25 protein-coding genes and 1 other annotated feature are annotated in these 26686 nt (G+C 36.0%); of the genes, 2 read left to right on the top strand and 23 right to left on the bottom strand.

All coding sequences use genetic code 11. The annotated features are described in order from the left end of the window. Positions 1 to 146: 146 nt before the first annotated feature. The 10 genes from obgE to ACWG42_RS08750 form a co-directional block, all read right to left on the bottom strand. A complete protein-coding gene (gene obgE, locus ACWG42_RS08795; RefSeq protein WP_455791635.1) occupies positions 147 to 1436 on the bottom strand; it encodes a GTPase ObgE in 1290 nt (429 codons plus the stop codon). A 62-nt stretch (positions 1437 to 1498) separates the two neighbouring features. Beyond that, complete coding sequence (rpmA, locus tag ACWG42_RS08790; protein ID WP_455791633.1) at positions 1499 to 1783, bottom strand: 50S ribosomal protein L27; 285 nt, start codon at positions 1781 to 1783, stop codon at positions 1499 to 1501. A gap of 2 nt (positions 1784 to 1785) precedes the next feature. Further along, positions 1786 to 2100 (bottom strand): ribosomal-processing cysteine protease Prp, encoded by a 315-nt coding sequence (locus ACWG42_RS08785; RefSeq protein ID WP_455791632.1) that lies wholly within the window; start codon positions 2098 to 2100, stop codon positions 1786 to 1788. A gap of 1 nt (position 2101) precedes the next feature. Beyond that, entirely contained in the window at positions 2102 to 2413 is a 312-nt protein-coding gene (rplU, locus tag ACWG42_RS08780) for a 50S ribosomal protein L21 (protein WP_455791630.1), read from the bottom strand. Positions 2414 to 2430: 17 nt separating this feature from the next. Continuing rightward, positions 2431 to 2504, bottom strand: a sequence feature (ribosomal protein L21 leader region). Positions 2505 to 2616: 112 nt separating this feature from the next. Further along, positions 2617 to 5706, bottom strand: coding sequence for a DNA polymerase III subunit alpha (gene dnaE, locus ACWG42_RS08775; protein ID WP_455791628.1), 3090 nt, complete (start codon positions 5704 to 5706; stop codon positions 2617 to 2619). A gap of 119 nt (positions 5707 to 5825) precedes the next feature. After that, positions 5826 to 6779 carry a DHH family phosphoesterase gene (locus ACWG42_RS08770; RefSeq protein WP_455791626.1) on the bottom strand — a complete coding sequence of 318 codons (954 nt, stop codon included), beginning with the start codon at positions 6777 to 6779 and terminating at the stop codon, positions 5826 to 5828. A 4-nt stretch (positions 6780 to 6783) separates the two neighbouring features. Then, positions 6784 to 7974, bottom strand: a complete 1191-nt coding sequence (locus tag ACWG42_RS08765) for an acetate/propionate family kinase (RefSeq protein ID WP_455791624.1) — start codon at positions 7972 to 7974, stop codon at positions 6784 to 6786. Between the two features lie 13 nt (positions 7975 to 7987). After that, the gene (gene ylxM, locus ACWG42_RS08760) at positions 7988 to 8302 is read right to left on the bottom strand and encodes a YlxM family DNA-binding protein (RefSeq protein ID WP_455791622.1); all 315 of its coding nucleotides are present in this window, start codon (positions 8300 to 8302) and stop codon (positions 7988 to 7990) included. Further along, positions 8295 to 9266, bottom strand: coding sequence for a signal recognition particle-docking protein FtsY (gene ftsY, locus ACWG42_RS08755; RefSeq protein ID WP_455791621.1), 972 nt, complete (start codon positions 9264 to 9266; stop codon positions 8295 to 8297). Before ftsY ends, ylxM begins: the two co-directional genes overlap by 8 nt. Next, positions 9266 to 12205 (bottom strand): chromosome segregation protein SMC, encoded by a 2940-nt coding sequence (locus tag ACWG42_RS08750; protein ID WP_455791619.1) that lies wholly within the window; start codon positions 12203 to 12205, stop codon positions 9266 to 9268. The genes ftsY and ACWG42_RS08750 overlap by 1 nt, the downstream gene beginning before the upstream one ends. Before the next feature lie 145 nt (positions 12206 to 12350). Here ACWG42_RS08750 and trhA point away from each other — a divergent pair, with 145 nt between their 5' ends. After that, a complete protein-coding gene (trhA, locus tag ACWG42_RS08745; protein ID WP_455791617.1) occupies positions 12351 to 13004 on the top strand; it encodes a PAQR family membrane homeostasis protein TrhA in 654 nt (217 codons plus the stop codon). A gap of 129 nt (positions 13005 to 13133) precedes the next feature. Here the strand turns inward: trhA and ACWG42_RS08740 are convergent, their stop codons facing one another. From ACWG42_RS08740 to ACWG42_RS08700, 9 genes are all read right to left on the bottom strand, one after another. After that, positions 13134 to 13703, bottom strand: coding sequence for a GNAT family N-acetyltransferase (locus ACWG42_RS08740; protein ID WP_455791616.1), 570 nt, complete (start codon positions 13701 to 13703; stop codon positions 13134 to 13136). 275 nt (positions 13704 to 13978) lie between these two features. Then, a complete protein-coding gene (gene dhaL, locus ACWG42_RS08735) occupies positions 13979 to 14614 on the bottom strand; it encodes a dihydroxyacetone kinase subunit DhaL (RefSeq protein WP_455791615.1) in 636 nt (211 codons plus the stop codon). A 1-nt stretch (position 14615) separates the two neighbouring features. Next, entirely contained in the window at positions 14616 to 15623 is a 1008-nt protein-coding gene (locus ACWG42_RS08730; protein WP_455791614.1) for a dihydroxyacetone kinase subunit DhaK, read from the bottom strand. 12 nt (positions 15624 to 15635) lie between these two features. Further along, positions 15636 to 16082 (bottom strand): RpiB/LacA/LacB family sugar-phosphate isomerase, encoded by a 447-nt coding sequence (locus ACWG42_RS08725; RefSeq protein WP_455791613.1) that lies wholly within the window; start codon positions 16080 to 16082, stop codon positions 15636 to 15638. A gap of 60 nt (positions 16083 to 16142) precedes the next feature. Next, positions 16143 to 17057, bottom strand: a complete 915-nt coding sequence (locus ACWG42_RS08720) for a cupin domain-containing protein (protein ID WP_455791611.1) — start codon at positions 17055 to 17057, stop codon at positions 16143 to 16145. A gap of 13 nt (positions 17058 to 17070) precedes the next feature. After that, a complete protein-coding gene (gene nagB, locus ACWG42_RS08715) occupies positions 17071 to 17787 on the bottom strand; it encodes a glucosamine-6-phosphate deaminase (RefSeq protein WP_455791610.1) in 717 nt (238 codons plus the stop codon). A 12-nt stretch (positions 17788 to 17799) separates the two neighbouring features. Next, the gene (locus ACWG42_RS08710; RefSeq protein WP_455791609.1) at positions 17800 to 18675 is read right to left on the bottom strand and encodes a class II fructose-bisphosphate aldolase; all 876 of its coding nucleotides are present in this window, start codon (positions 18673 to 18675) and stop codon (positions 17800 to 17802) included. 24 nt (positions 18676 to 18699) lie between these two features. After that, positions 18700 to 19560 carry a sugar phosphate isomerase/epimerase family protein gene (locus ACWG42_RS08705; protein WP_455791607.1) on the bottom strand — a complete coding sequence of 287 codons (861 nt, stop codon included), beginning with the start codon at positions 19558 to 19560 and terminating at the stop codon, positions 18700 to 18702. Between the two features lie 18 nt (positions 19561 to 19578). Further along, positions 19579 to 20832 (bottom strand): zinc-binding dehydrogenase, encoded by a 1254-nt coding sequence (locus ACWG42_RS08700; protein ID WP_455791606.1) that lies wholly within the window; start codon positions 20830 to 20832, stop codon positions 19579 to 19581. A gap of 182 nt (positions 20833 to 21014) precedes the next feature. Here ACWG42_RS08700 and ACWG42_RS08695 point away from each other — a divergent pair, with 182 nt between their 5' ends. Beyond that, positions 21015 to 21815: a DeoR/GlpR family DNA-binding transcription regulator gene (locus ACWG42_RS08695; protein ID WP_455791604.1), complete on the top strand. Its 801-nt coding sequence runs from the start codon at positions 21015 to 21017 to the stop codon at positions 21813 to 21815. A 60-nt stretch (positions 21816 to 21875) separates the two neighbouring features. Here ACWG42_RS08695 and hxlB read toward each other — a convergent pair whose 3' ends face one another. The 4 genes from hxlB to ACWG42_RS08675 are packed head-to-tail and all read right to left on the bottom strand — an operon-like array spanning position 21876 to position 26654. Next, a complete protein-coding gene (hxlB, locus tag ACWG42_RS08690) occupies positions 21876 to 22439 on the bottom strand; it encodes a 6-phospho-3-hexuloisomerase (protein WP_455791603.1) in 564 nt (187 codons plus the stop codon). 13 nt (positions 22440 to 22452) lie between these two features. Next, the gene (locus ACWG42_RS08685; RefSeq protein WP_455791601.1) at positions 22453 to 23445 is read right to left on the bottom strand and encodes a dihydroxyacetone kinase subunit DhaK; all 993 of its coding nucleotides are present in this window, start codon (positions 23443 to 23445) and stop codon (positions 22453 to 22455) included. A 9-nt stretch (positions 23446 to 23454) separates the two neighbouring features. Continuing rightward, positions 23455 to 24609 carry a lactaldehyde reductase gene (gene fucO / locus ACWG42_RS08680; RefSeq protein WP_455791600.1) on the bottom strand — a complete coding sequence of 385 codons (1155 nt, stop codon included), beginning with the start codon at positions 24607 to 24609 and terminating at the stop codon, positions 23455 to 23457. Next, entirely contained in the window at positions 24606 to 26654 is a 2049-nt protein-coding gene (locus ACWG42_RS08675) for a BglG family transcription antiterminator (protein ID WP_455791598.1), read from the bottom strand. The genes fucO and ACWG42_RS08675 overlap by 4 nt, the downstream gene beginning before the upstream one ends. Positions 26655 to 26686: the final 32 nt, after the last annotated feature.

Raw genomic sequence — 26686 nt, 5'->3', positions numbered from 1 at the left:
TCATTACCTCCATCTATAGTATATATGATAGCGGATTTCTTATAAAATGACCAGTGATATCCACTTTAAATGCACTCCTTTTACTTTCAAATAAAAAAAGGATTATCTCAATCCTTTTTATGTAGGTAGTTATCAAATGATTTGTATTAGTCTACAAATTCAAATTCAATGCCACAAAGGTTAATCATATCTCCGTCTTGACATCCAGCCTTACGAAGTGCATCATCGATTCCCATTTTACGCATTTTACGTGCGAATCGCATGAAGTCTTCCTCATTATCAAGTTTGCTCATTTTGAATGAACGTTCCATTTCTTCTCCAACAAGTTCCCAATTACCATTTCCAAGATTTTTAATCTCAAAGGCTGGTGCTTCAGGTTCAAATTTGTATAATACACCTTCTGCATCTTCATCCACTTCTTCATCATTGTAAAGTGGAAATTGTGGTGTTGTTTCCAACAAGTCTGCAGCACGGTATAATACAGGATCTAATCCTTCCGCAATAATGGTAGTAGTCTCAAATACTTCGATATCCGGATAAGCTTCTTTGAATCGTTTTAAATTTTCTTGAGCTCCCTCCAAATCCATCTTATTTGCAATTATTACTTGAGGACGTTCCATCAAACGGTATTCATAATTTGCTAATTCATCATTGATGATACGGTAATCTTCAACAGGATCACGTCCATCGTTCGCCCCCATATCTACAACGTGTAAAATTACTCGACAACGTTCGATATGACGTAAAAATTGATGTCCTAATCCTTTTCCTTCACTCGCACCTTCAATCAATCCTGGTAAATCTGCCATAACAAAGCTTCTTCCATCACTAACTTGGACCATTCCTAGATTTGGCGCAATCGTTGTAAAGTGATAATCCGCGATTTCTGGTTTTGCTTTTGTCACCACTGACAATAACGTAGATTTTCCAACAGATGGAAATCCTACCAATCCAACATCAGCTAATACTTTCAACTCTACCTGGATATCAAATTCATCTCCAGGCGCACCTAGCTCACTATATTGTGGTGCCGTATTTTTACTAGATTTGAAATGATAATTCCCTTTTCCACCTTTCCCACCTTTGGCAATGATTTCTCTTTGCCCATGACGAGTAAGGTCCGCAATGATCGCTCCAGATTTTGCATTCTTCACAATCGTTCCCTGAGGAACCTTCACTACGAAGTCATCTCCGCTAGCACCATGCATCTTTTTGGTCTTTCCATTTCCACCACTTTCCGCAAGCACCTTCTTTTGGTAACGAAGATCTAATAAGGTTGTGCGTCCTTCATCAACTATGAAGACAACATTCCCACCATTTCCTCCATCACCACCACTTGGTCCTCCGAAAGCTACATATTTCTCACGGCGAAAAGATACGATACCATCGCCACCTTTTCCAGCCTTAACATGAACTTTAACTCTATCTATAAACATTGGGTATACCTCCTATCTTAGGATATCCAAAAATAAAATCCCCTAGTCGGGGATTTGTTTCATTACGCTTGTGGGTAGACAGAAACTTTTTTCTTGTCTTTACCTAAACGTTCGAATTTAACGATACCGCTTACTGTCGCAAACAATGTATCATCTCCACCTCTACCAACATTTGTTCCTGGGTGAATTTTTGTACCACGCTGACGATAAATGATTGATCCTGCATTGCAGAACTGTCCATCAGCTAACTTAGCACCTAAACGTTTTGAAGCAGAGTCACGTCCGTTCTTAGTAGAACCAACACCCTTTTTAGACGCGAAGAACTGAATATCTAAAGTAAATTTCATAATCACACCTCCTGATCGTTTAATTTTATATTGTTTTGATAATTTTCTTCAAGAGTTCGCAATTGAATCACATATGCCTCTAACAACATCTGTACTTCTTTGCTCTCTTGTTGTAATCCTATATTGATTTGTGATTCGCTAATATTGAAATCACAAGCACCATTCACCAGCTCATCCAATGCATTCATCATTCCAAATGTAATGGAACTAACCCCTGCACAGACAAGGTCCTGACCGTGTGGTCCTGAATCCGCATGTCCAACAACCGTGATATCACGAATGATAGAATCTTTGCGTCTGATGGATACCTTAACCATATTAAGCCTCGATAGATTCGATTGTTAATTTAGTATAAGGTTGACGGTGTCCCTGTTTACGATGAGAGCTACCTTTTTTCGCTTTATATTTATAAACGATAATTTTCTTAGCTTTCCCTTGTTTTTCAACTTTTGCGTTTACTTTCGCACCTTTAACGTAAGGAGTTCCAATTTTAGTTGTTTTGTCTGAACAAGCTACTACCTTGTCAAATACAACTTTGTCACCTTCTTGAACGTCTAATTTTTCTACAAAGATTGTAGAACCTTCTTCTACGCGGATTTGTTTTCCGCCTGTTTCGATAATTGCGTACATGTATCGCACCTCCTTCTATATTGTTTAAGACTCGCCATATAAGGTGATGATTTCTCATTCTTATACCTTTTCTGAGCGGTTGTAAATCCAAAAGGACATACAACGTAGTTAGTTTACCACAAAACGTTTTAATTCGCAACGTTTTTTTCACTTTTATTCATCTATGAAAAATGAATAGAAAGTTTTATAGATTCTCCCTTATATCATACTTCCTGTGTTTCAATACGGGTGATTTTCTTAATCAAACAAGAGTTATCTCGTTTTTCATCAATCACACCTTCCACATAAAAGTAATTCCCTTTCACAAGTTCTCCTGCGTGGATTTCATATAGATTTGGCATACATACCAAATCAAATTTACTTGTTTCATCCGCAACAATTAAAAAAGCCATTAAATCTCCTTTTTTTGTTCGATGTTGTTTGATACGTTCAAGAATACAAATGAATTTAACATATCCTTTTTTGTTATGTAAAGATATGATGGATGGAAGCGTTGCATTGACCTTGCTACGCAGTTCTTCAATTGGATGTTTTGATAAATAAAATCCAATCATTTCTTTTTCTTTCTCTGCACGAAGTGCACTATTTTCCTTAATGGATATAAGCGCAGGTTTTGAAACTAAATCAAAATCAAAGAGTACTTGATCAGCATCTTCTATTTTAACCAAATCTCCATAACGCAATGCATCATCTAAAGAGGCTATCATACTTGCACGGTTAATTTTAAAACAATCTAATGCTCCAGCAAAAATCAAAGTTTCCATTATCTTTTTATTAATTTTATAACCACACATACGAGCCACAAAATCAAAGTAATCTTTGAATTTTCCTTTTTCATTTCGTTCTTCTATGATTTGAACACACAAAGCACTTCCAATTCCTTTAATTCCTAAAAGTGGATAGCGTAGTGCATTACCTTCAATTTCATAAGTACCACTCGAAGAGTTGATGTCTGGAGATAGAATTTGAAGTTTACGTTTCTTTGCCTCAAATACATATTCACTTGTTTTTGTTTCAGATCCTATCACTGAATTTAGTAAACTCATAAAGAAATATAAAGGAGCATTTGCTTTTAAGTATGCCATTTGATACGCAATCATACCATAGGCAACGGAATGCGCACGGCCAAATCCATAGTTAGCAAATTTCATAATCAACTCATACACATGTTCTGCGACTCGTTTCTCAAATCCTTTTTGTATAGCTCCATCAATAAAATCTTGTTGAAGTTTAATAAGTTCACTTCCCTTTTTCTTACTGATTGCTTTACGAAGATTATCTGCTTTCCCAAGTGAAAATCCAGCCATGGTTTGCGCTGCTTGCATAATCTGTTCTTGATAGATCATGATACCATAGGTATGTTTTAATATCGGTTCTAATACAGGATGAATATAATCGATTGTTTCAGGGTGTTCTCTGCGTTTTAAGTATTCTGGTATGTTCTCCATTGGTCCTGGACGAAACAATGCAACTGTCGCCACAATATCTTCGAAACAGTGTGGTTTCATCTGACGAATCAGATTTTTCATACCTTCACTTTCTAATTGAAAAACACCCATAGTGTCTACTGCTTGTATCAATTGAAAGGTTTTCTTATCGTCCAAAGGAATTCTCATGATATCAAAATCTTTTTTCGCACCCTTTTGAATATGACGAACAACATCATCAATAATCGTTAAATTACGTAGTCCTAAAAAATCCATCTTAATCAAACCTAGTTCTTCCATATATTCCATGGTAAACTGACTTGCACACATTCCTTCATCCACATCAATCAATGGGCACACTTCTTCAATCGAAACATTCGACATAATAATTCCAGCAGCATGCAAAGAGGAATGTCGTGGCAATCCTTCGAGTTGTTTACTAACCATAAATAATTGTTTGTATTTATCGGAAGAATTGATCATTTGTTTAAAACGAGGAACATTATGATAGGTATAATCAAGTGTTACCTTTGGCATATAAGGCACCATTTTACAAAGGGTATCAATCTCTCGAATATTGATATTCATAGAACGTCCAACATCCCTTAGCACTTGTTTTGCGGCAAGTGTATTAAAGGTAATAATATGTGAAACACGATGTGTTCCATATCTTTCTTTTACATATTGAATAACTTCATCTCTTCGATTATCAGGAAAATCCGTATCGATATCTGGCATAGACACACGTTCTGGATTCAAAAAACGTTCAAATAATAAATCATATTTGATAGGATCCACATGGGTAATCCCCAAACAATATGAAACTAGAGAACCCGCGGCGCTTCCTCGGCCAGGTCCTATATAAATATCTCTCGTCTTAGCGAAACGAATAAAATCCCATACAATAAGAAAGTAATTTGCATATTGCATACGTATAATGATATCCAATTCATAATCCAAACGTTTTTGATAAACGGTAGGTATTTGTTTGAAATCCATACGTTTCATAAGTCCTTTTTGACACAAACTACGTAAAAATTCCTCGCTCGTCACATCATATTTGTTTTGGAATTTAGGAAGGACTGCTTTAGCAAATTGCATCTTAACCTGACACATAGATGCTATTTCATCACTTCGTTTTAAATCATCTTCCTCATATAATGCTTCCATTTGTTGCATAGAGCGAAAATATCTCTTTGGACTATAATTCAACATTTTATCATCCACAGATACTCCTTGTGCAATCGCACAAAGTGTTTTATAGCTTTCTTCTTCTTGTTCATTTTTAAAATACACTCTTGAAAGTGCAACTGTTAAGATGTCCATTTCTTTACAAATGGATTTTAAAAATGGATTCTTACTTGCCAATAATCCAGAGTCATTACGGGCAATGGATACATAAAAATTAGAAAACGATAGAGAACACACTTTTAGATATTCTATAAGTGGTTCTTTTTCTTCGCGTATAATATAAGTTTCTAAATTATTTTGATCTCCATTGGTAATTACTACACAATCATTTGTATATGGCAACAATTCCTCTAATGTAAGAATTGCAATATGTTCATCCGTATTGATACGAGTAGATAGCTTCATTAAACTTTGATAACCATCATCATTTTTCGCCAACAACAATAGTCCAAAGATACCATCGTTCCATTTGACATCCACTTCCATTCCAAAGATAGGATGGATCCCCTCTTTCTTACAAGCATGATAAAAAGCCATCGCTCCATGCATTACGTTTTTATCTGTTAACGCAACACTTGTATAGCCATGTTCTTTTGTACAATCAATGATTTTTTGTATCGTCATCGTACTTTGTAGTAATGTATAACAACTTCTAACATGCAAGTGGACACTCATCTCAACACCTCGTACTTATTTTATCATAAAGAAGCAGTACTGTCTTCTCTTATCCATCGAATTCCTATCATAACCACATCTTTACAACAAATGAAAAAGCCCTGTTTTTTACACAGAGCTTATTGTTCTTTTACACATTCACTTAAATCTATTAATAATTGTTTGATATCTGCTTCTAACAATCCCTTTACACCACATGCAAAGCGATGTCCACCACCATGATAGCGGTTTGCGATATCATTGATTGTTTTATTTTTCGAACGAAGACTTCCGTTATAAACACACTCACCTTGTTCATTGCGTTCTTTCTCAACAAAGAGTGCCCACGCTTGAAATTCATCAACACCACCAAGAACAAATACTTTTTCTTTAGCTTCGTTGAAGGATAATCCAAATCTCTCATAATCTTCTTTATGCACAATAATATAAGCTATACAATCATCAAACCATTTGAAATTTGAACGAATATAATTCTCATAACGAAATTGTACCATTGGAGTTGAAAAATTCTCCTCATTGGCTTTCGCGACATTTGCACCAGCCTCCAATAAGAAAGCCGCCACCTTTAATGTTTCAGATGTTATTGTAGCGATTGAAAATCGCAAAGTATCCGCGATTAAACCACCGTATAAGTATTGCGCACATTGGGCAGAAACCTGTTTATGTTCCTCTTTTAGCATAAAACCTAGTATTTCACATGTGGCACCGAAGATATCTTCAATGATTTCATGATCTGCGAACTTTTCAACAATGATATGATGATCCACTCGTATGCTAGATTCCGCCTTACTCCAACGTCCATCATCGATTCTTCCTGTATTTGCAGTATCTAATATGATCGCTAAAGAATTTTCAATTTCTTTATCATTCACTTCATCACTTGCAGGGAAATTCGATGATTTTGAACACTCTTCATACCCTAAAGCATATACTTTCTTTTCAGGATATGTATCCATAATCCATTGTTTTAAACCAAACTGTGAACCTAAAGCGTCACTATCTGGTGCAACATGACGATAAATGGTGATGACATCATGTGCTTCAATGCACTCGAATAATAGTTTCGTATTCATACGCTTAAATTAAGCGATACGTATCACGTGCAATCATTAATTCTTCATTTGTTGGAATTAGCCAAACTTGAACTTTACTATCTTCTGTAGATAAAAGAACTTCTTTACCACGACTAGAAGCATTTAATTCAGTGTTCAATTTGATTCCGAAGGCTTTTTCTAATCCCTCACAAATCATCTTACGCATGTTCGTATCGTTTTCACCAATACCACCAGTGAAAACCATTGCATCAGCACCACCTAATTGTGCATAGTATCCACCAACAGTTGTAATTACACGGTTTACATAAACTTCTGCAGTTAATACAGCAGCTGGATTTCCATCATGATATCCATCTTCTATGTCACGAGCATCAGAACTAATTCCACTTACCCCTAACATTCCTGATTGTTTATTCATAATATCATCCATTTCATCTGGAGTTATTCCTGTTTTCTTCATAATATAAGTTACGATAGCTGGATCAATATCTCCACATCTTGTACCCATCATAACACCAGCAAGTGGTGTGAATCCCATGGAAGTATTGATTGATTTACCACCATCTACCGCAGTAATACTAGCACCATTCCCTAAGTGGCAAGTGATGATTTTTGTATCTTTTACATCTTTGTTCATCAATTCCGCACATCTTTGTGATACATACATATGAGAAGTACCGTGGAATCCATAACGACGAATTTTATATTCATCATAATATTTCATAGGAAGAGCATATATGTAAGACTCTTTCGGCATTGTAGAATGGAAAGCAGTATCAAACACAAATACATGTTTACATTGTGGAAGATGTTTCTTAAACGCGTTATAACCAATTAAACCAGCTGGGTTATGTAATGGAGCTAAATCGTTCAAAGATGAGAACTTTTCAACTACATCATCTGTTACTGGAACAGATTCTTTAAAGATTTCACCACCATGTACAGCACGATGTCCTGCACCAGTGATTTCATCTAAAGTATTTACAATCTTATGTTCAACCAAAGCTTCTAATAACAAAGAAACAGCTTTTGTATGATCCAGGATTGGTAATACTTTTTTTACTTTTTCTCCGTTTACCTTAATTGTGAAAATGGCATCTTCAAACCCTATTTTTTCAATAATACCACTTGTTAATACAGTTTCCTCTGGCATTTCGAATAATTGAAATTTCAATGATGAACTACCAGCGTTTACAGAAATAATTTTACTCATAATATCCTCCTATTTATTCCATGTTTTCTAAAGCATCCATCAGTAACTTTACTTCTTCGTTACCAACTTCTTTTATTTTACCATAAATCTCTTTTCTTTTCTCGTAATGTGAGACAAGATTCAACTTTTTTTCATAATCTTCTAAAATATGTGAACTTCTTTTGATATGATCATTCACTGCGGAACGTGTAATATGTAGTTCTTCTGCAATTTCAGATAATGAAAAATCTTCCTTAAAATACAAATCCATGATGCTTTGTTGTTTTTCAGTTAGCAACACTTCGTATGCATCTAAAAGAGCATTCATGCGTTGCATTTCATCAATCATGCGTCAATAATCCTTCACACATTCCATACAAATAAGAATCTATATCAAACGGACGTAAGTCATCAACTTTCTCTCCAAGTCCAATATATTTCACTGGAAGACCTAGTAAATCACGTATTGCGATTACAATCCCACCTTTGGCAGTTCCATCCAACTTCGTCAGGATGATTCCTGTAACATTTGTAGTTTCTAAGAAAATCTGTGCTTGTGAAATCCCATTTTGTCCAGTCGTTGCGTCCAACACCAACCATACTTCATGAGGTGCACCAGGAATTTCACGTTCAATGACACGTTTCATTTTCCCTAATTCATTCATTAAATTCGCTTTGTTTTGTAAACGGCCTGCGGTATCTCCAATCAAATAATCCATATGTTGTTCATTTGCATATCGACATGCATCTACTAAAGTTGCACTTGGATCTCCACCTTCTTTTCCTTTGATACAAGGAACGTCTAGACGTTGCGCCCATGTCGCAAGTTGATCAATGGCACCTGCACGAAAGGTATCAGCTGCGGCCAACACAACTTTGCCACCTTCTTCTTGAAACAGTTTCGTTAACTTAGCAGTAGTTGTAGTTTTCCCACTTCCATTGACTCCAACCATCAAAATAACAGTAGGACCATCTTCGTTTTTCTGAAACTCTTTATCTTCATGCGATACATACATATCACGCATTACTTCGACTAAACATTCACTGATTTCATCAAAGGACTTCAATTTTTGATCCATCGCTCTATTTTCAACTTCATCCACAATTTTTTGCGCAGTCTTTATACCTATATCCGCTTCCAAAAGTGCAATCATTAAATCTTCAAGAAATTCTTCATCTACTCCAGTAAATCCCAAAGCAAGTTTTCGTATTCTCTCTGAGAATGATTTCTTTGATTTATCTAACCCACTAAGGTAACGATCTCCATCCGATTTACTTTGAAAGGATTTTTTTAATTTTGAAAATATTCCCATTAAGCACTCACCTCTTCTTTTTTATCTACCAAATTAATGGCATCTTGTAGTTTTACCTTTAACAATTGTGATACACCATTTTGTTGCATCGTAACGCCATATAAAGCATCACACTGTGCCATCGTTCCTGGACGATGTGTAACCACTATAAATTGGCTTTCTCCACGGAATTGCGCAATGTATTTCGCAAAACGTTCCACATTTGCTTGATCCAGTGCAGCCTCCACCTCATCAAAAATACAAAGTGGCATCGTACGTGCTTTTAAGATTGAGAATAAAACGCATATTGCGATAAGACTTTTTTCTCCACCTGAGAACAAACGAATATTTTGTACAGTTTTCCCAGGAGGTTGTACATCGATATCGATACCAGTATTCAAAATATCTTCAGGATCTACTAAGAACAAACGAGCCTTTCCTCCACCAAATAGTGAACGGAATACATCATTTAATTCTGCATTTATTTTATCGAACATTTCCTTGAACTGTTTCACCATGATTTCATCCATTTCATCAATGGCTTCTAGTATTTTATCTTTCGCAAGAATCAAGTCTTCACGCTGTTTCGTTAAGAACTCATAACGCTCACTTACTTCTTTATATTCTTCAGGAGCATCTAAATTCACATTTCCTAAAGCCGCAATTTCTTGACGCAAGAGTGAAACACTGTGACGAGCTTCTTGAATATCCGTATCCATTTTCTGACTTTGTGCATATTCAAATGTCATCTCATAGGTCGTGGATAAACGTTCTAAAGAACCTTCAAGTTTCGTTTCTGCTTTGGCTTGACTTACTTCTACATCACGTTGTTCATTTTGTAGAATATTTAAGTCACGACGTAATTGGCGAATTGCGCCTTCTTTACGTTCTACATCACTTCCCGCCTTCATACGACGTTCTCGTTTCCCTTTTGTAAGAGTTGAGATTTCATCCAAACGAGAATGCAAGGAACTAAGTTTTACAACCAAGTCATCTTCCAATAACGCAGTATCTTCTAAATCTTCGTCTGGCGCAATCTGTTCATAATCCGCACGCAAACGATCATATTTCGCCCATTTTGCTTTTACAATCTGATCCAATTGTGCATTGGATATTTGCATTTGGACAAGCTCAGAGGCAATCTTTTCTTTCTTACTTTGAAGCGCATATAATTGATTTCGTAACCCATCTACTTTCAACGCTTGTCCCTCTAAACTAGATAGTACTTGTTGAAGTTCTTTTTGAATGGTTAACGGTGTTGAATTATTCTTGTTTTTACCACCCGTCATACTACCGCCTTTATTGACGATATCACCTTCAAGTGTCACGATTTTATAATTGTGTCTTAATACTTTTGCAATTTCATTCGCATTTACTAAATTATCAACGATCAATACGTTTCCTAACAAAGATTCCTTCAATGTATCGAAGGCTTCTTCATTTTCTACGAAATCACTCGCTACACCTAAGTATCCAACACAGTTTTGTGCCAATACCACATGCTCTCTATTCATGCCTCTTGATTTCATAACGGTCAATGGTAAAAAGGTCGCTCTACCAGATTGGTTACGTTTTAAGAATGTTATCGCATGACGTGCACTAGCTTCATCTTCCGTAACGATATGATACATCGCCCCACCAAGTGCATTAGAAATAGCCGTCTCATAATTAGTCTGTGGTTGGAAAATCTGAGATACCACACCCAATATACCATCTAAGGTTGATTTCGCTTCTAAAACAGCCTTTACAGCCTGTTGATGGTTGAATGGTTCTCTTGCTAAATTTTCTAATACAGATTTACGATTTTCCAATCGATTCAAAATAGAAGATGCTTGTTCATTCTCTTGCATACAAGCAGCCAATTCCCCATCTACTTTGATTTGATTTTCTTTACTTAACGCAATATCTGTTTCCAACTCTTTCAAACGCTTCGCACGATCTTCATATTCGTAATGTGCTTCCTCGACCATTGTTTTTAACTCTCTAGCCTTCTCCGCATTACTCGCGAATTCTAATGCATACTTACGCTTTTCATCCAACTCGATCTTTCTAGTTTCTAGAATACGACTCTCTTCATTTAATTTCGCAAATTCATCTTGTAAACGATTGATATCACGATCCAATTGATACATTTCATTACGTAATTCGTTATTCTTATTATCCTCTACTTGAATTGTAGTTTCATGCATTACCTTTTGTGAATCTAAATCAAATGCCTTTTTCTTTAGGGTATCGATTTGTTCACTCAATTTTTCAATTTCATCGACCAACACACTTACTTCAATGACTTCCAACTCTTTTTTCTTTTCTTTATAAATCTCTGCTTTTTTCGCCTGACGTTTCAAAGGGTTTACTTGACGTTCTAATTCTAAAACAATATCTTCTAAACGCGCCAAGTTTTCTTGTGTACGATTCAATTTAGACAAAGATTCATTTTTACGTTTCTTATATTTTGCGACTCCCGCAGCTTCTTCAAACAACGCACGTCGATCTTCCGGTTTCGCATCCGCAAATGCAGAAATGTTTCCCTGCGATATAATAGATAAAGAATCACGTCCTAATCCTGTATCCATTACTAGATTTACAATGTCCTTTAAACGACAAGGTGTTTTATTAATAAAATATTCAGCCTCACTATTTTGACGGTGTAATCTTCTAGTAACTTCCACTTCTTCATATTCTACACCCAACATATGACGAGAATTATCAAACACAAGAGTTACTTCTGCCATATTGACTGGTTTACGTGCTGTAGATCCACTAAAAATGACATCACTCATGCTGTTACCACGTAGAGACTTCACACTTTGTTCTCCAAGCACCCAGCGAATGGCGTCATTGATATTACTCTTTCCACATCCATTTGGACCAACAATCCCAATAACATCGGAATCGAATGTAATGATGGATTTATCTGCAAACGACTTAAATCCTTGCAGTTCTATACGTTTTAAAAACATAATGCCTCCGTTCCACCAAATTCACTATAAGGAATCCTTTATATAACATGAATTTTTTGCATATACCGTATAATAGTATAGCATATATTTGTGGTTTGATAAAGATTGTGTTAAAATAATAAACAAAATTGGAGGTGCATTATAAATGGAAGAAAAATCTATGCGCAATATGTTCCGTCTAGGATTTGGAGAAGAAGTTGCGAATTGCATTACCCATGGAATTATGGCATTCATATGTTTGATTTCTTTGCCTATAACAGCAATATATGCCTATAGCGAAGGTGGAGCTACAAAAGCAAGTGGAGTATCTATCTTTATTATATCTTTGTTTCTTATGTTTTTGGTCTCAACGATTTATCACTGTATGCCTTTTGGGACAAACCACAAATACGTATTTCGTAAATTGGATCACATTTGTATCTTGTTCGCAATTGCTGGAAGTTATACCCCTGTCGCTTTATCCCTAATTGGTGGATGGCAAGGATTCGTTATCTTACTTATCGAATGGGGCGCAGTACTAGGTGGTATTTTATTGAAATCGATTGCTAAGAAGAGTTATCCAAAAGTATCAATGGCACTTTATATGATAATGGGATGGACAGCAATCTTGTTTCTACCTACCCTAATTCAAAAAGCATCTGTTTCATTTCTTGTATTAATTGTTGCAGGTGGAGTCATGTATACCATTGGCGCATTCTTTTATGCCAAACCACAAAAAAAATATTTCCATTCCATATGGCATATTTGTATCAACCTAGCTAGTATTCTACATTTCTTAGCTATCGTATTTGCATTATAGTACAACCTATAAATAAGATCACCCTAGTAAATAGAGTGATCTTTTATTTTGTACAATCTTTCCATAAGTCAAAAATTTGAATATCCCCAATATCTACAAGTACTAATAGTACTTGTAGATATTGATTGCTTACATTTCTTTCTTCTGTTTCTTTATTGATCTCCATTCATCTTCTAGAATCGACATCAATATAACATCCGCATATTTATTACCATCTTTAACAGCATCTCTCAAAACGCCTTCCCTCTTAAAACCAACTTTTAAATATGCCTTCTCTGCCCTTGGGTTAAAGGAATACACATCGAGTTCTAAACGATGTATTTTTAATTTCTCAAATGCAAAATCACGGGTAACTTCTATGGCCCAAGTCCCTATCCCCTTTCCTCTTTCATTCATACGGAAGAGACCAATACGAAAATTAGCACAGCGCAAATCCCAATCAATTTCATTGATTACACTTTCACCGATAATGCTTCCATCAGGTGTAATAATCAAAAAAAGGTATCGAGCAGAATCTTCAAGGGATTTGAGGAAAAAGGAAGTAACTTCTTCTTTCGTAAACACTTCTTTACTACCTGTTAATCGTGCAACTTCTTTGTCTAAAGGATGAAAATTTTGTTCGTAATAATTTGTGATATCTTCAGCTTTAGCCAATCGGATGAAATAGCCATCCTTTTCACTTATAATATTTATGTTCATACGCTTTTTCCTTTCAAAAATTTTTTATTTATAGCGTTATTATACGACTATCAAACATCACTAGCAACTCCAATATCATAGAGCATACAAGAATCATTACAGTAGAAAATATGTAGTAAAATGAAGAAATACAATATTTGGATATTACAATCAATATAGTGTTTTTGAAACAATCAAGTTTTTTCGTGAATAAAAAAAACGATAATATCGATTAATCCCCAATTAAAAATGGAGCAATATGCTCCATTTGCGTGTTTGAAAGGGTTTATTTCTAATTATAATTGTTTACTAATTTCATTCGCCATCGTTTTTATGATAATACAACAGCTTGTTGCTCCCGCATCTAAGAACCCTCTGCTTCTCTCACCTAAGCGAGCGGCTCTTCCTATTTTTGCAACTAAGTTCTTTGTGTTTTCTTTACCAGATTCCGCTCCTTGTTGAAGAGCTAATAATGCATCTTTGAAAGTTGCATTTTCCATAAGGGATGTTTGGTAGGCTTCAATAGCTGGATTCAATGTATCAATCAATGTCTTATCTCCAACCTTAGCACCTGCTAAATCGCATAGTCCTTGTAATGCTAATTGGAATGCTTCTAATAACACTTCTTTACTTATTTCATCCTTGCCTTTCGTTGCTTTACTTAGCTTTGAAAACATTGTTCCATAGATTGGTCCCATACTTCCACCAATATCTTCCACTAGGGTTCTTGATATGACTTTCATTGACTCTGTGAAGCTCATCTCTTCACTTAGTCTTTCTTTTGCCATTAAAAATCCCTTGTTCATATTGACTCCATGATCTCCATCACCAGTTGCTCCATCGATTTCACTTAGATAACTTGCATTTACATGTATGGCTTCACATATGGCTAACGCAATCTTTCCTTGGTTCTCATTCTTTATGTATTCCATATTATTTCCTCATCTGCGTTAAACCAACGCATTCACATTCCATATCAAGGCATTCTTTTAATTCTTCATCAAGTTTCATCACGGTTAATGTTACTCCATTCATCTCTAATGATGTAAAGTAATTCCCTACATAACTTCGATATACATCAATGCCTTTTTCCCTCATTAAATTCTCTACTTCATCGTAATAAATATATTGTTCCATGACTGGTGTTGCCCCTAATCCAGATACAAGTACAGCGACTTCATCTCCCTTTGTAAAAGGTACATCACCAACGACCATATCCACCATTTCTTTTGCCATTTCTTTTGCTGTCCCTAGTTTTTCAATACGTACTCCTGGTTCTCCATGATGTCCTATTCCAAATTCCATCGTACCTGCTTTGATATCAAAGTTTGGTTTTCCATTGGCTGGTATTGTACAAGGCCCTAATCCTACACCTACACTTCTTGTATTATCAATTGCTTTTTGTGCAGACGCAATGACTTCTTCAAGAGTAGCTCCCATACTTGCTTTTGCACCCCCTACTTTCCACATGAAGATTTCTCCAGCCACTCCTCTTCGTTTCTGTATTTCTTCTTTTGGTGCACTTGCGACATCATCATTTGCTACCACTGTCTTTACCACAATGTCATCATCATCTGCCATATCCATTGCCATTTTTACATTCATGTTGTCGCCTGCATAATTTCCATACAAAACCGCAACTCCCATGCCTTGATCCACTTCACATATTGCATCATAGAAGCTTTTTGCTGTTGGTGATGAAAAGATTTCCCCTACTGCGACACCATCTACCATATGCTTACCACAATATCCAATGAAGGCTGGTTTATGCCCACTTCCTCCTCCAGTCACTACGCCTACCTTTTGTTTATCTTTGACTCCATTTGCCACGACAACACGAGGATTCTTTTTACTAATATGAAGTATATCTTGATGACATTTCTCAAAGCCTTTTAACATATCTTCAACGACTCTATTGGGATCATTTATAATTCTTTGCATATTGTTCACCTCCTATCGATAGTTCTTTTCTATTTCCATGATTCTCTCTACTTTAGAGGTACTCTTACCTCCATCAAAGCTACAAGTTAACCAACGATCCAATAATAATTTCGCATATTCTGGAGCTATCACGCGCGCTCCCATACATAGAATTTGACAATCATTAGATCGTACACTACGTTCTACAGAAAACAAATCATGTCCTACTGCTGCACGAATACCTGGAACCTTATTGGCAGTAATTGCCATACCAATCCCTGTCCCACACAACAACAATCCTCTTTCACATGTTTGATCACAAATCTTTTGACATACAGAGTTCGCAATATCTGGATACATAGCAGGTTCTTCATTGAACACCCCTACATCTTCAATGCTATGTCCTGCCTCTATTAAATACGATTTCAAAGTTTCTTTTAGTTTATACGCTGCCTCATCACAGCCAATCACAATCTTCATACAATACCTTCCTTTTCTTAAAAAAGCGAACCGTATTTATGTTACGGTTCGCTCACTCACCTACAGCTTCGTAATTGCGAATACCGTTTTCACAGGATGATTTTCAAAGTTTACTAACTGATATTTAACACCTGCTGGAATAAAGAAGGTATCTTCACATTCTAAGACAAAGCTTTCTTCTAAATCCACAAGATTAACAGTCACTGGACCTTCAACACAATATATTGCAGCATCTCCCTCATGTGTATCAGGGTCGGAACATCTTGGCCCATATCCACCTGCTGGTAATATAAACTCTCCAAAATGACCATAATCATTACTTGTGATAAAACGCATGAGCATTGGATGCTTTGTACCATGTACATTGTTGAGTTTTTCAAAATCACGTACCGCATATACTGCACCTGTTTTTCTAGCTTCACTTGGATCTACAGGCCATGAACCAATATCATCTGTACAACCTTGACGAGAGATATCTTGGATTTTATCACGCATATCTGGCAAGTTCTCATTGTTTGGCCCTTTATAGAATTTTGTTTCTTCATCGCTTGGAATGACTGCTGGTGGAATTTGTTCACTCCATGCCTTTGGTGTGATGAAATATAGGATTCTTGCTTTTTCATTTGAGAAGTTATGACAACAATGCCACGCTCCTTCTGGCATGAACAAACCTTCTCCAGTTTCCAAATACGCAAACTGCCCATTTCCACTACGCTGTAGTACAGGACCATTTAAGATATAATAGGATTCATCTCCTGGATGAATATCCAATGGTGCAAATACACCGCCTGGACCTAATTCATAAATACCAAGCATAAAGGTATCTGTAGTTACCATCGTAAATGTGTTATCCGATGTAAATGCGTTATTGGGCGGATATAAAGCAGTGGAATAATCTTGTTTACGAATCAACATTGGTTTCTTGTCTTCTACTTTAAATGGGAAGTTTCCCATGATATCAAATAATTTTGCCATTCTTTTTTTCTCCTTATAGTTTTGAGCCAGCACTTTTATCAACAATAACAGTTACATCATCATGTGCTTGCAGGGCGGTTGCTGGACATGCTTCTGATTTTATACCATTTACAAGTTGGGCAATTGCATCAGCTTTGTTTTCTCCACTAGCGAGTAAGATGATTTTCTTAGAGCGCATAATAGAGGCAATTCCCATAGACATCGCATGATGTGGCACTTGTTTCATATCGTTATCAAAGAAGCGTGCATTATCTTTACGTGTACTTTCCGTTAATGCTACGATATGTGTTTCCATATCGAATGGTGTTCCTGGTTCATTAAACCCAATATGTCCATTAGAACCAATTCCTAAGATTTGTAAATCAAGCGTTGTGCTTTTCAATGCTTGTTCATATGCATCACAATCGCCTTGAGTACTGCCAGAAGGCATATGAATATTTTCAGGTTTTAAATCAATGTGATCAAAAAGTGTACGATGCATAAAGGATACATAGGATTCTGGATGTTTCGGATCAATTTCTACGTATTCATCCAAGTTGTAAGATATACAGTTTGCATAGCTTGTCCCTTGGTTTTTATAATCTTCAATCATCTTTTCATATAATCCAATAGGTGTTCCACCAGTGGATAAACCTAATACTGCGTTTGGTTTGTTTGTGATAAATTCTTTGACAATGGTAAAAGCTTTTTCGCTCATATCGTCATAACTATCCATTACATATACATTCATATAGGTACCTACTTATTTCCCATTCTTGAATACAGATAATACTTGTTTTGCGTATTCTTTCATGAATGTATAACTTTCTTCTTCTACTTCGTGCCAGAAGGCTTTTCCATCTCGTTCATTTAAGTATTCTTGAATATGTTTGCTACATGCGGTTGCCATATAACTGTAGTAGTTAACTTTTGAACATCCTGCGCTAATTGCTGCACGCACTTGATCATCATCAACTCCACTTCCTCCATGCATTACCACACGTGAATCTTTTGGCATCAACTTACGAATTTCTTTTACACGTTCAATATCTAGTAGTGGTGGTTCTGCATAAATTCCATGCGCTGTACCGAAACATACAGCAAGTGCATCCACTCCTGTTTCTTCTGCAAACTGTGCAGCTTGTTTTGGATCTGTAAATGTCTTCTTGATTGTTTCATGTGTCCATCCAACAACTTCACCACCATGTGAATCTTCTTCTGTACTTGTCATTATCCCTAATTCTGCTTCTACTGTGATATCTAAATCATGAGCAATCTTTGTAAACTCTTTTAGTTTTGCCATATTCTCTTCAAATGGCAGAGCACTTAAGTCATACATAATACTACTAAAGCCACAACGAATGGCACGCATTACAAAGTTGTAATCACTACCATGATCCAAATGTACACACACTGGAACTTTCGCTTGTTTTGCATAAGCTACCATTTGTGGCCCAATGGACTCAATTGGAATCAATGGATCATGTACTTGTGCATGGTCTATGATAATTGGTACGTTTAATTCTTCTGCTGCATCTACGACCGCTCTTAATGTTTCTAAGTTTGGTGTGTTGATACATCCAATCGCATATTGCCCTTTTTCTGCTTCTTCTAAAATCTGTTTCATGTTTACTAACATTGTTACATTCCTCCTCTTTTCTTTCTAGTAACCTAGTTCATCTGCAATTTTGGTAAGGTTCGCAAGACCTTGTACTGCCAATTCTTCTCCTGTATCCGCAAATTTACGCCAAATTGCACAATTTGCATTCAACTCTTCAAAGCTTGGATCAAAAGATTCAATTACACATGGTCCGTTGTAACCAATGTCATGAAGAGCTGTGAAGAACTCCACCCATGGTACCAATCCAGTACCTGGAATTCCTCGATTATTTTCACAAACATGAACATAACCAAGATATTCTTTTCCACATGTTTGTACCGCTTCACGATAGCTTGTTTCTTCTCGTATCATATGGAAACAGTCCAAATGGACACCCATATTACCAGTACCAACATCCTTACAATATTGAACTCCATCTTCTGCAGTGTTGATAAAATGTGTTTCAAATCGATTGACTGGTTCTACACAAATACGTAATTCTGGATATGTTTCTTTTGCATATTGAGCGACTTCTCGCATCGCTTCCACAGAATGTTTCCACTCTATCTCAGTTCTTGGTTTCCCACTTAAGCAACCCCATCCAGCATAATTTACACCACCAAGGATGTTAGATCCTAAGGCCTTATTGATATCCACTAGAGTTTTAAGGGACGCAATTCCCGCTCTACGTATAGAAGCATCTTCTGATATCAAATTCGTATCTGCACCTAAGGTTGTTGTCGTAACTACTTCTAACTTCGTTTTTGCTAATTCATTGATTACTTCTTCTGTTGGAAATGTTTCAGGGTGTGCAATCGCAATATCGATGACTTTAAATCCAAGTTCATCCGCTTTTTGAATCACCCATAAATCTTTTTTGGAAAATACTTCACTCCAAATAAATGTATCTACTCCAAATTTCATAATGAGTTTCCTTTCTATTTATTTCATTAAATGAGATAATAAAATCTTTTCTGCTTCAGGATTCCATAAACCATTGTGTCTTTCACAACACTCATATAATTGTTTGAACATTTCACTCTCTTCTGCTAATTCTTCAAATTCATCGATAGAAGTAAGTGGCAAATCAATTTGTGTATAAATAAGTTTTTTAGCACCTGGAATCTTAGGTAATTGTGTTGTCGCTTCTACAACGCTATCAATTCCTCCAATATGCGTAATCATGAGTGCTGGATTTACTTTCTTCTCACGAATCAATTCTAATGATTCTACAAAATCTTCACGTAATCCTCCGCTAGAACCGATAATTTTTGTATTGCGATAATGGCAATCATATAAGTTCATTGTGGCACTGAAAGTCTTATCCGCAGGTCCAGCAAACAAATTCATACATCCATCAAATGCTAGAATTGCATTTCCTGTTTCTGATACGGATTTGATTGGTGTATACACAAAGACATCATGATATCCTTCCCCTTGTGTAATCCCCATCAATTCATCGATTTCATTTTCAACCTTAGATGTATCAATATAATATAATTCCACTCCGCACTTCTTTGCGTATTCTTCATCAATTAGACGTTGTGTACGTTTTAATTTAATATCATCTATATCTGTTACAACCACACGTTTTGGTTTTCCTTCTTTAGCAAGTGCATAATTGATTGCCATAATTCCCATCGGTCCACATCCTCCAAGAATAATTAAATTACCATCTGCCTTGTTAGAATAAACTGGTTGATGCGTACCTGATACAGTATGTATGTTGGCATTGTAACCACCAATCACACAATATAGTGGTTCTACTACAGATACCTCAAAATAACTGTCTAGTTCCAATTCAAAGAAACACTTCTTTTCGATGACATCTCTCGGTACGATTGCATAGGTACAATCCCCTCCAAGATATTCATACGAATAACCTGGTGCTTCCATTTGATCTGGTATTCCAGGCAACAAAGCAAATCGCTTTCCAGCATGATACTCTTTCTGCCACATCTTGCCTACTTCCACGATATCTCCAGAGAACTCATGTCCAATGATTACTGGATGTTTGTTTACATCGTTTGGTACTCGGATATGTTCTGCACCTTGTGTCACTTCTTTGTAGGTTGACATACATAAACTATCACTCATAACCTTCACAAGGATTTCGTCCTCTTGAATACTTGGTAATTCAAATTCTTCTAATCGAATGTCATTTGCTCCATACAAACGCACTGCTTTTGTTTTCATATACAACACCTCTCTATGGGTTCAGTTTATCATTTCGCTTTATAAAGTAAATAGATGGCGGAAATGATGACAAATGATCAAAAAAAGATGAATATTTATCATATTTCAATCAATTTCTTTGATTAAACGAAGTTTTCGCTTATAATAAAGGTAGTATTGATCAACATCGAAAGGAGTCTCTTATGATAAGCGATGAGCGTAGAAAAAAGATTCTTGAACTCTTAGAACAACAACATTATATGAGTGTAGAAAAGCTTGCAAGAGCTATCTTTGTAAGCGAGCCAACCATACGGCGTGATCTAGCTCAACTTTCCAAAGAAGGTTCACTAAAACGTACACGAGGTGGAGCTTCCTTTGTGAATCCTGATACAGTAGATTGGCCTTTTAGTTTTCGAAAAAAAGAAAATATAGATGAAAAACGCAAAATTGCGCAACTTGCCATTAAACTGATTCACGATGGTGATAGTGTTTTCTTGGATAGCGGTAGTACTTGTTTTTGTCTTGCTCGTGAAATGGTGGAATTAAAGCACCTATCTGTACTCACTTATGGAGTAGATAATGCGAAAATCCTAGCAGCAAATGATACGATTAACTCTCAAATCACTTGTGGCTCTTATCAACTCCAACGTACAAGTATTTATGGATTTGGTACTGTGGATTATATCTGTAAATTTCATGCGAAATATGCATTTATTTCTTCCCCTGGTTTTCATCCGGAAAAAGGAATATTCAATTATGATCATAATGAAGCAGAATTAAAAACAGCTTTCTATGAAAATGCTGATTATACCATCGTGCTACTTGATCATAAAAAAATAGGGAAAAGTTTCCCTTACCTTGAATTAGCAAATGATCATATCGATGTTATTATCACAGATCGCCCCTTTGAAAAACATATTCAAGACTTGTGTGATGTACATAATATCAAAGTCATTCATACACTTGAACAGATGCGCTCTTATATTCTGGAAAAAGGCTTATAAATGAAATGAAACCCACCTTAACTTCATAGGGTGGGTTTTGCATATAAATTGATATTATAATTACTCAAAATCACAATGTCTTGGAAACATTGTTTCTGTTGTCTCATGCATACGTTCCATAAGTTCTAGAATAACTCCATCATATGTGAGAAATGACATTTGTTCAAACGCACTTCCCATAGGTTGTATGGATGTTAAAGTAATCCCTTTGTGAGCCAACTTTGGTGAAACTCCAGGAAGCACAACTACCACATCTGCCATTTGAGCAATTGGTGATTCATCGTCCATCGTAAATAAAGCAATTTTGACTTTTGCTTTTTTTGCTTTTGTAGCGAGAGCAACTAAACTTTCTGTTGTTCCTGACCCTGAACCAATAATCAGTAAATCTCCTGCATGAGAATGAGGAGAGGAAATCTCTCCAAACATACTAATCGATAACCCTAAGTGCATCAAACGATTCGTAAAACCCTTCATAGCTACACCAGAGCGACCAGCTCCTGCAGTGAAAATATGCCTTGCTTCTTGAATAGCATCCACTAGTTTTGTCAATTGTGTATCTTCTAAATATTGTGCATTATATTTTAATTCATCTACTATTGCATTTGTATATTGTTTTACACTCATATCGTACCTCTCCCTATTTTGTAAATGCTGGACATTTCGCTTCATAATCCAACAATTCTTTTAATTCATTATCAAGTTTTAATATGGTAATGGCTGCGCCATTCATATCTAGTGAAGTTACATAATTCCCAACAAAAGGTTCGTATATTTTTATACCCTTATTTTTTAAATAAGCACTCGCTTCTCCATATAAAATGTATTGTTCCATAAGTGGTGTACTACCTAACCCCGAAACTATCACAGCAACTTCATCGCCCTTTTGTAATGGCATATCTTCATGAAGCTTGTCCATCATTTCATTTACAATCGTATGGGCACTACATATAGCACGTACATCCATCCCAGGTTCACCATGATGTCCAATTCCAAATTCATAGCATCCTTCTTTTATATGAAAGTTAGGATGACCCACAGCAGGAATTGTACAAGCAGATAAGCCTACACATATGCTTCGTGTTGCATCAACACTCTTTTGAGCTATACGAATCACTTCATCTAAATCAGCACCCATCGCTGCTTTTGCCCCTGCAATCTTCCACATCAACATGCCACCCGCTATACCATGTCTTTTTTCTTTTGTTTCTTTTGGAGATGATGAAATATCATCACAAGCAACAACATATTTCACGCACACATCGTCATCATCTGCCATGTCGATCGCCATCTTAACATTCATGTTGTCTCCTGCATAATTTCCAAATAAGCAAGCTACTCCTGCGCCTTTGTCTGCATGTAGAAAAGCATCATGAAATGCAACTGCTGTTGGAGAAGAAAACACTTCCCCTACCGCCACAGCATCTAGCATGTGTTTTCCTACATAACCAAGGAAAGCAGGTTCATGTCCACTGCCACCCCCACTTACAAGTCCAACTTTGCCTTGAGGTTCATCTTTATAATACACAACTTTAGGATTGGATTTCGACAAGGCAATATACTCATGGGCATCAACAAACCCTTTCAACATATCTTCCACTACTTGACTTGCATCATTTACAAATTTTTGCATAGTATTCCCCTACTTTCCCATCGCACTTTGATAAATAGCAAGGATATCCGCAACACTGCATTCTCTTGGATTCCCTCCAGTGCATACATCTTTATAAGCCAATTCGCTTAATTCTTTCAAGTCACTTTCTAACACATTAATTTCAGATAGCGTTTGTGGTATACCAATGGAAGCAGATAATTCTTTCACAGCTTTGATGGCTACCTTACGATAAGTATCACTATCCATAGTTTGACAATTTTCCACTCCCATAGCATATGCAATATCACGGTATTTTTCGTTTGTAGCATCTTTGTTAAACTCCATAACATAAGGAAGTAATACAGCATTCGCAATACCATGAGGAGTATTATAATACGCACCTAAAGCATGAGCCATACTATGTACAATACCTAACCCAACATTTGAGAATGCCATCCCTGTCATATATTGTCCAAGTGCCATCGCCTCTCTAGCAACTGGATCATTTTCACATGCCTTTCCTAAATGTTTCGCAATAAGTTCAATTGCCTTTAGATTCAGGGTATCCGATAATTCCCATGCATCTTTTGTAATATACCCTTCAATTGCATGTGTAAGAGCATCCATACCAGTAGCCGCACTTAATCCCTTAGGCATACTACTCATCATATCAGGGTCTACAACCGCTACAACAGGAATATCATGTGGATCTACACATACAAATTTTCGGCGTTTTTCTGTATCTGTGATAACATAGTTGATCGTAGTTTCAGCTGCAGTACCTGCCGTTGTCGCTACCGCTATCATTGGAACACTTTTATGTTTTGTTTCAGCTGTTCCCTCTAAACTAAGAACATCACCAAATTCAGGATTGTTGGTAATGATACCAATCCCCTTTGCTGTATCCTGTGGGGAACCCCCTCCTATAGCAATCAGGTAATCACATGCATTTTGTGCAAATATCGCTACCCCTTCCTTCACCATATCTACAGTTGGGTTCGCTTTTACACCATCATATACGACATAAGGAAAACCTTCTTTATCCATTAAATCTGTAACCTTATTGATCACTTTGAACTTTACTAAATCTTCATCTGTAACAATCAAAGCCTTTTTAAAGTTGCGTTGCTTTATTTCTAAGATAATACCTTCTATCGCACCATAACCATGATAACTAGTTTCATTTAATATAAAGCGTTTCATAATTGATCCTCCTTCATAGTATCTTTTAAATATTGGATGATTTCTTTTTCTTTAGCTGAACGAATAACGTGCAATAATGTTTCATCTTGTAATATTTGATAAGATATATTACCAAGTGTTATACGTTCAATTTTTTTCGCTGGTTTTGGAATCAAAATCATTAAACCAACGGATATTTTTTCTTTAAAATCGCTTATCTGCGCTCCATTTTGGAAACGGAAGAAAATAATATAGGGTCTATGAATAGAAGCAATACTTGAGTGGAATAACACAAACTCTTTCTCTTCTAAATATACTTCTCCTAATTTTTCTCGTTCCATAATGGCTTTGACACATTCCTTACGTATGGATGTTGGTTCATCAAGAATACGTACAATATTATGTATCAATTGTCCCTTTGTAAGTGGAAACATAAATTGTATTAAACGTGCCTCTTCAAACAGCGAAACATCGAGACTTTCACGATGTTTATCATCATTGAAAGCTTGAATATTTTTTACGCGTTTTTCAGCTTTAATTTGATTAAATAAACGATTGAGATTGGAAATATCCTCTTCTTCTAGAAGAGGGTTCACTTGAACATATGGGAGTGATATTTCTTTATCGATTGTGAGGGTTGTGACAATCGCATCTAAATCCTTGTACTCATATAAATGTTCTAATTGTTCTATAGAAAGTGCCACTACTTCACCTAGTTGATGAAAGTTGCTTTTTAAGGTAGATACCAATAGAACACTAATCCCTACCCCACTAGAACAAACAACACCTATATTGAGTTTGTTTTCATTTTGCATAAGAGCTTTGGAACGTTCTACAGCAGCTCCAAAATGAAGCGTAAGATATCCAATTTCATGATCAGAAATACTATTTCCTTTGGTATCTTTAATGAAGCCACATGTCTTTTTTGTAAGTTCGAACATTTCATTAAACTGATCTTTTATCTGGTCTAAGAGTGGATTTCGTATACTTAAATCATAAGAGATACGATTGAGTGCTGGTTTTAGATGTGCCATCAAACCAGCGAACAAGTCTTCATCTTCCGTATAATCATAATCCACCAATTTACTAAAGTTTAATATTAATTGTTCTACTATTTGTGTACACTCGTGTTCATCCTTTACATCGTCCATTTCCGCTACTTCTTGCATAGGTACTCGAATACGTGTACCTTTTAAATGCATTAAAATATAGGCAACTTCTTCATCTGGAAACACAATATTTTGTGACATTTCAAAATAATGTGCGAACTCTTTTGAAAGTGGAAACAATGGATCTTTACGAAGTTTCTCAAAGATATGTTGTGCCATTTCAATAGTTTCACCTTTTTTGATACGATCAATAGCTATCGTCATATGAATAATAAGTCCTAAGTAAGAACTTCTCGTAATATTATTGAGTAGTATTACACTAATATCTTTTAGGGTTGTAATTACAGAATATAAAATCTCTTTATTTAAAAGGTTCATAATGCTATTTTCATCATCGTTATGACGATTGAAATATTCCAATTCATCAAAATTCGTATTGTTATGAATATACTCTTCTACATTTTCCTTCACCAATTGAGCATGAAGAAAATTCGCCTTTGCGCGATGGATATCCTCTTCACTTCCCACAACCTCAATCCCTGATGAAACGCCTCGTTTAATCGTTAAATTTTGATTATGTAACCATTCTTCAATAGTTTTTAAATCGTTGCTGATGGTTCCTTCTGAAACATTGAACAAATAGGCGAAGTAACTAAGTTTATCAATGGATCTTCGTTGTAAACATTCCAACAACAAACGCTCTCTACGAAGTTCAGGACTATTGGCCACAAGATGTTTTAATTCATCCTGTATATAGTTGATAAATTCTTTTTTCTTCTCCTGTTCTCCAATGATTTTATAACCAAAACCTTTTTTGGATGTTAAGGTTAAATCAAATTGGGAGAAAATATAATCTGTATCTTTTAGCTCACGAATGATTGTACGGTTACTGACATGTAGTTTTTTAGCTACATCACCGATAGAGATGTAATCATCACCACATGAAATAATATCCATGATTTGTAAAAGCCTCCGAGAGTATATACAAT

The organism is Amedibacillus sp. YH-ame10 (assembly GCF_053848885.1).
This window is presented reverse-complemented; position numbering and strand designations above follow the sequence as displayed.

Coding starts and splice junctions, on each gene's coding strand:
- obgE (WP_455791635.1), bottom strand. CDS start 1,436: ATGTTTATAGATAGAGTTAAAGTTCATGTTAAGGCTGGAAAAGGTGGC.
- rpmA (WP_455791633.1), bottom strand. CDS start 1,783: ATGAAATTTACTTTAGATATTCAGTTCTTCGCGTCTAAAAAGGGTGTT.
- ACWG42_RS08785 (WP_455791632.1), bottom strand. CDS start 2,100: ATGGTTAAGGTATCCATCAGACGCAAAGATTCTATCATTCGTGATATC.
- rplU (WP_455791630.1), bottom strand. CDS start 2,413: ATGTACGCAATTATCGAAACAGGCGGAAAACAAATCCGCGTAGAAGAA.
- dnaE (WP_455791628.1), bottom strand. CDS start 5,706: ATGAGTGTCCACTTGCATGTTAGAAGTTGTTATACATTACTACAAAGT.
- ACWG42_RS08770 (WP_455791626.1), bottom strand. CDS start 6,779: ATGAATACGAAACTATTATTCGAGTGCATTGAAGCACATGATGTCATC.
- ACWG42_RS08765 (WP_455791624.1), bottom strand. CDS start 7,974: ATGAGTAAAATTATTTCTGTAAACGCTGGTAGTTCATCATTGAAATTT.
- ylxM (WP_455791622.1), bottom strand. CDS start 8,302: ATGATTGATGAAATGCAACGCATGAATGCTCTTTTAGATGCATACGAA.
- ftsY (WP_455791621.1), bottom strand. CDS start 9,266: ATGGGAATATTTTCAAAATTAAAAAAATCCTTTCAAAGTAAATCGGAT.
- ACWG42_RS08750 (WP_455791619.1), bottom strand. CDS start 12,205: ATGTTTTTAAAACGTATAGAACTGCAAGGATTTAAGTCGTTTGCAGAT.
- trhA (WP_455791617.1), top strand. CDS start 12,351: ATGGAAGAAAAATCTATGCGCAATATGTTCCGTCTAGGATTTGGAGAA.
- ACWG42_RS08740 (WP_455791616.1), bottom strand. CDS start 13,703: ATGAACATAAATATTATAAGTGAAAAGGATGGCTATTTCATCCGATTG.
- dhaL (WP_455791615.1), bottom strand. CDS start 14,614: ATGGAATACATAAAGAATGAGAACCAAGGAAAGATTGCGTTAGCCATA.
- ACWG42_RS08730 (WP_455791614.1), bottom strand. CDS start 15,623: ATGCAAAGAATTATAAATGATCCCAATAGAGTCGTTGAAGATATGTTA.
- ACWG42_RS08725 (WP_455791613.1), bottom strand. CDS start 16,082: ATGAAGATTGTGATTGGCTGTGATGAGGCAGCGTATAAACTAAAAGAA.
- ACWG42_RS08720 (WP_455791611.1), bottom strand. CDS start 17,057: ATGGCAAAATTATTTGATATCATGGGAAACTTCCCATTTAAAGTAGAA.
- nagB (WP_455791610.1), bottom strand. CDS start 17,787: ATGAATGTATATGTAATGGATAGTTATGACGATATGAGCGAAAAAGCT.
- ACWG42_RS08710 (WP_455791609.1), bottom strand. CDS start 18,675: ATGTTAGTAAACATGAAACAGATTTTAGAAGAAGCAGAAAAAGGGCAA.
- ACWG42_RS08705 (WP_455791607.1), bottom strand. CDS start 19,560: ATGAAATTTGGAGTAGATACATTTATTTGGAGTGAAGTATTTTCCAAA.
- ACWG42_RS08700 (WP_455791606.1), bottom strand. CDS start 20,832: ATGAAAACAAAAGCAGTGCGTTTGTATGGAGCAAATGACATTCGATTA.
- ACWG42_RS08695 (WP_455791604.1), top strand. CDS start 21,015: ATGATAAGCGATGAGCGTAGAAAAAAGATTCTTGAACTCTTAGAACAA.
- hxlB (WP_455791603.1), bottom strand. CDS start 22,439: ATGAGTGTAAAACAATATACAAATGCAATAGTAGATGAATTAAAATAT.
- ACWG42_RS08685 (WP_455791601.1), bottom strand. CDS start 23,445: ATGCAAAAATTTGTAAATGATGCAAGTCAAGTAGTGGAAGATATGTTG.
- fucO (WP_455791600.1), bottom strand. CDS start 24,609: ATGAAACGCTTTATATTAAATGAAACTAGTTATCATGGTTATGGTGCG.
- ACWG42_RS08675 (WP_455791598.1), bottom strand. CDS start 26,654: ATGGATATTATTTCATGTGGTGATGATTACATCTCTATCGGTGATGTA.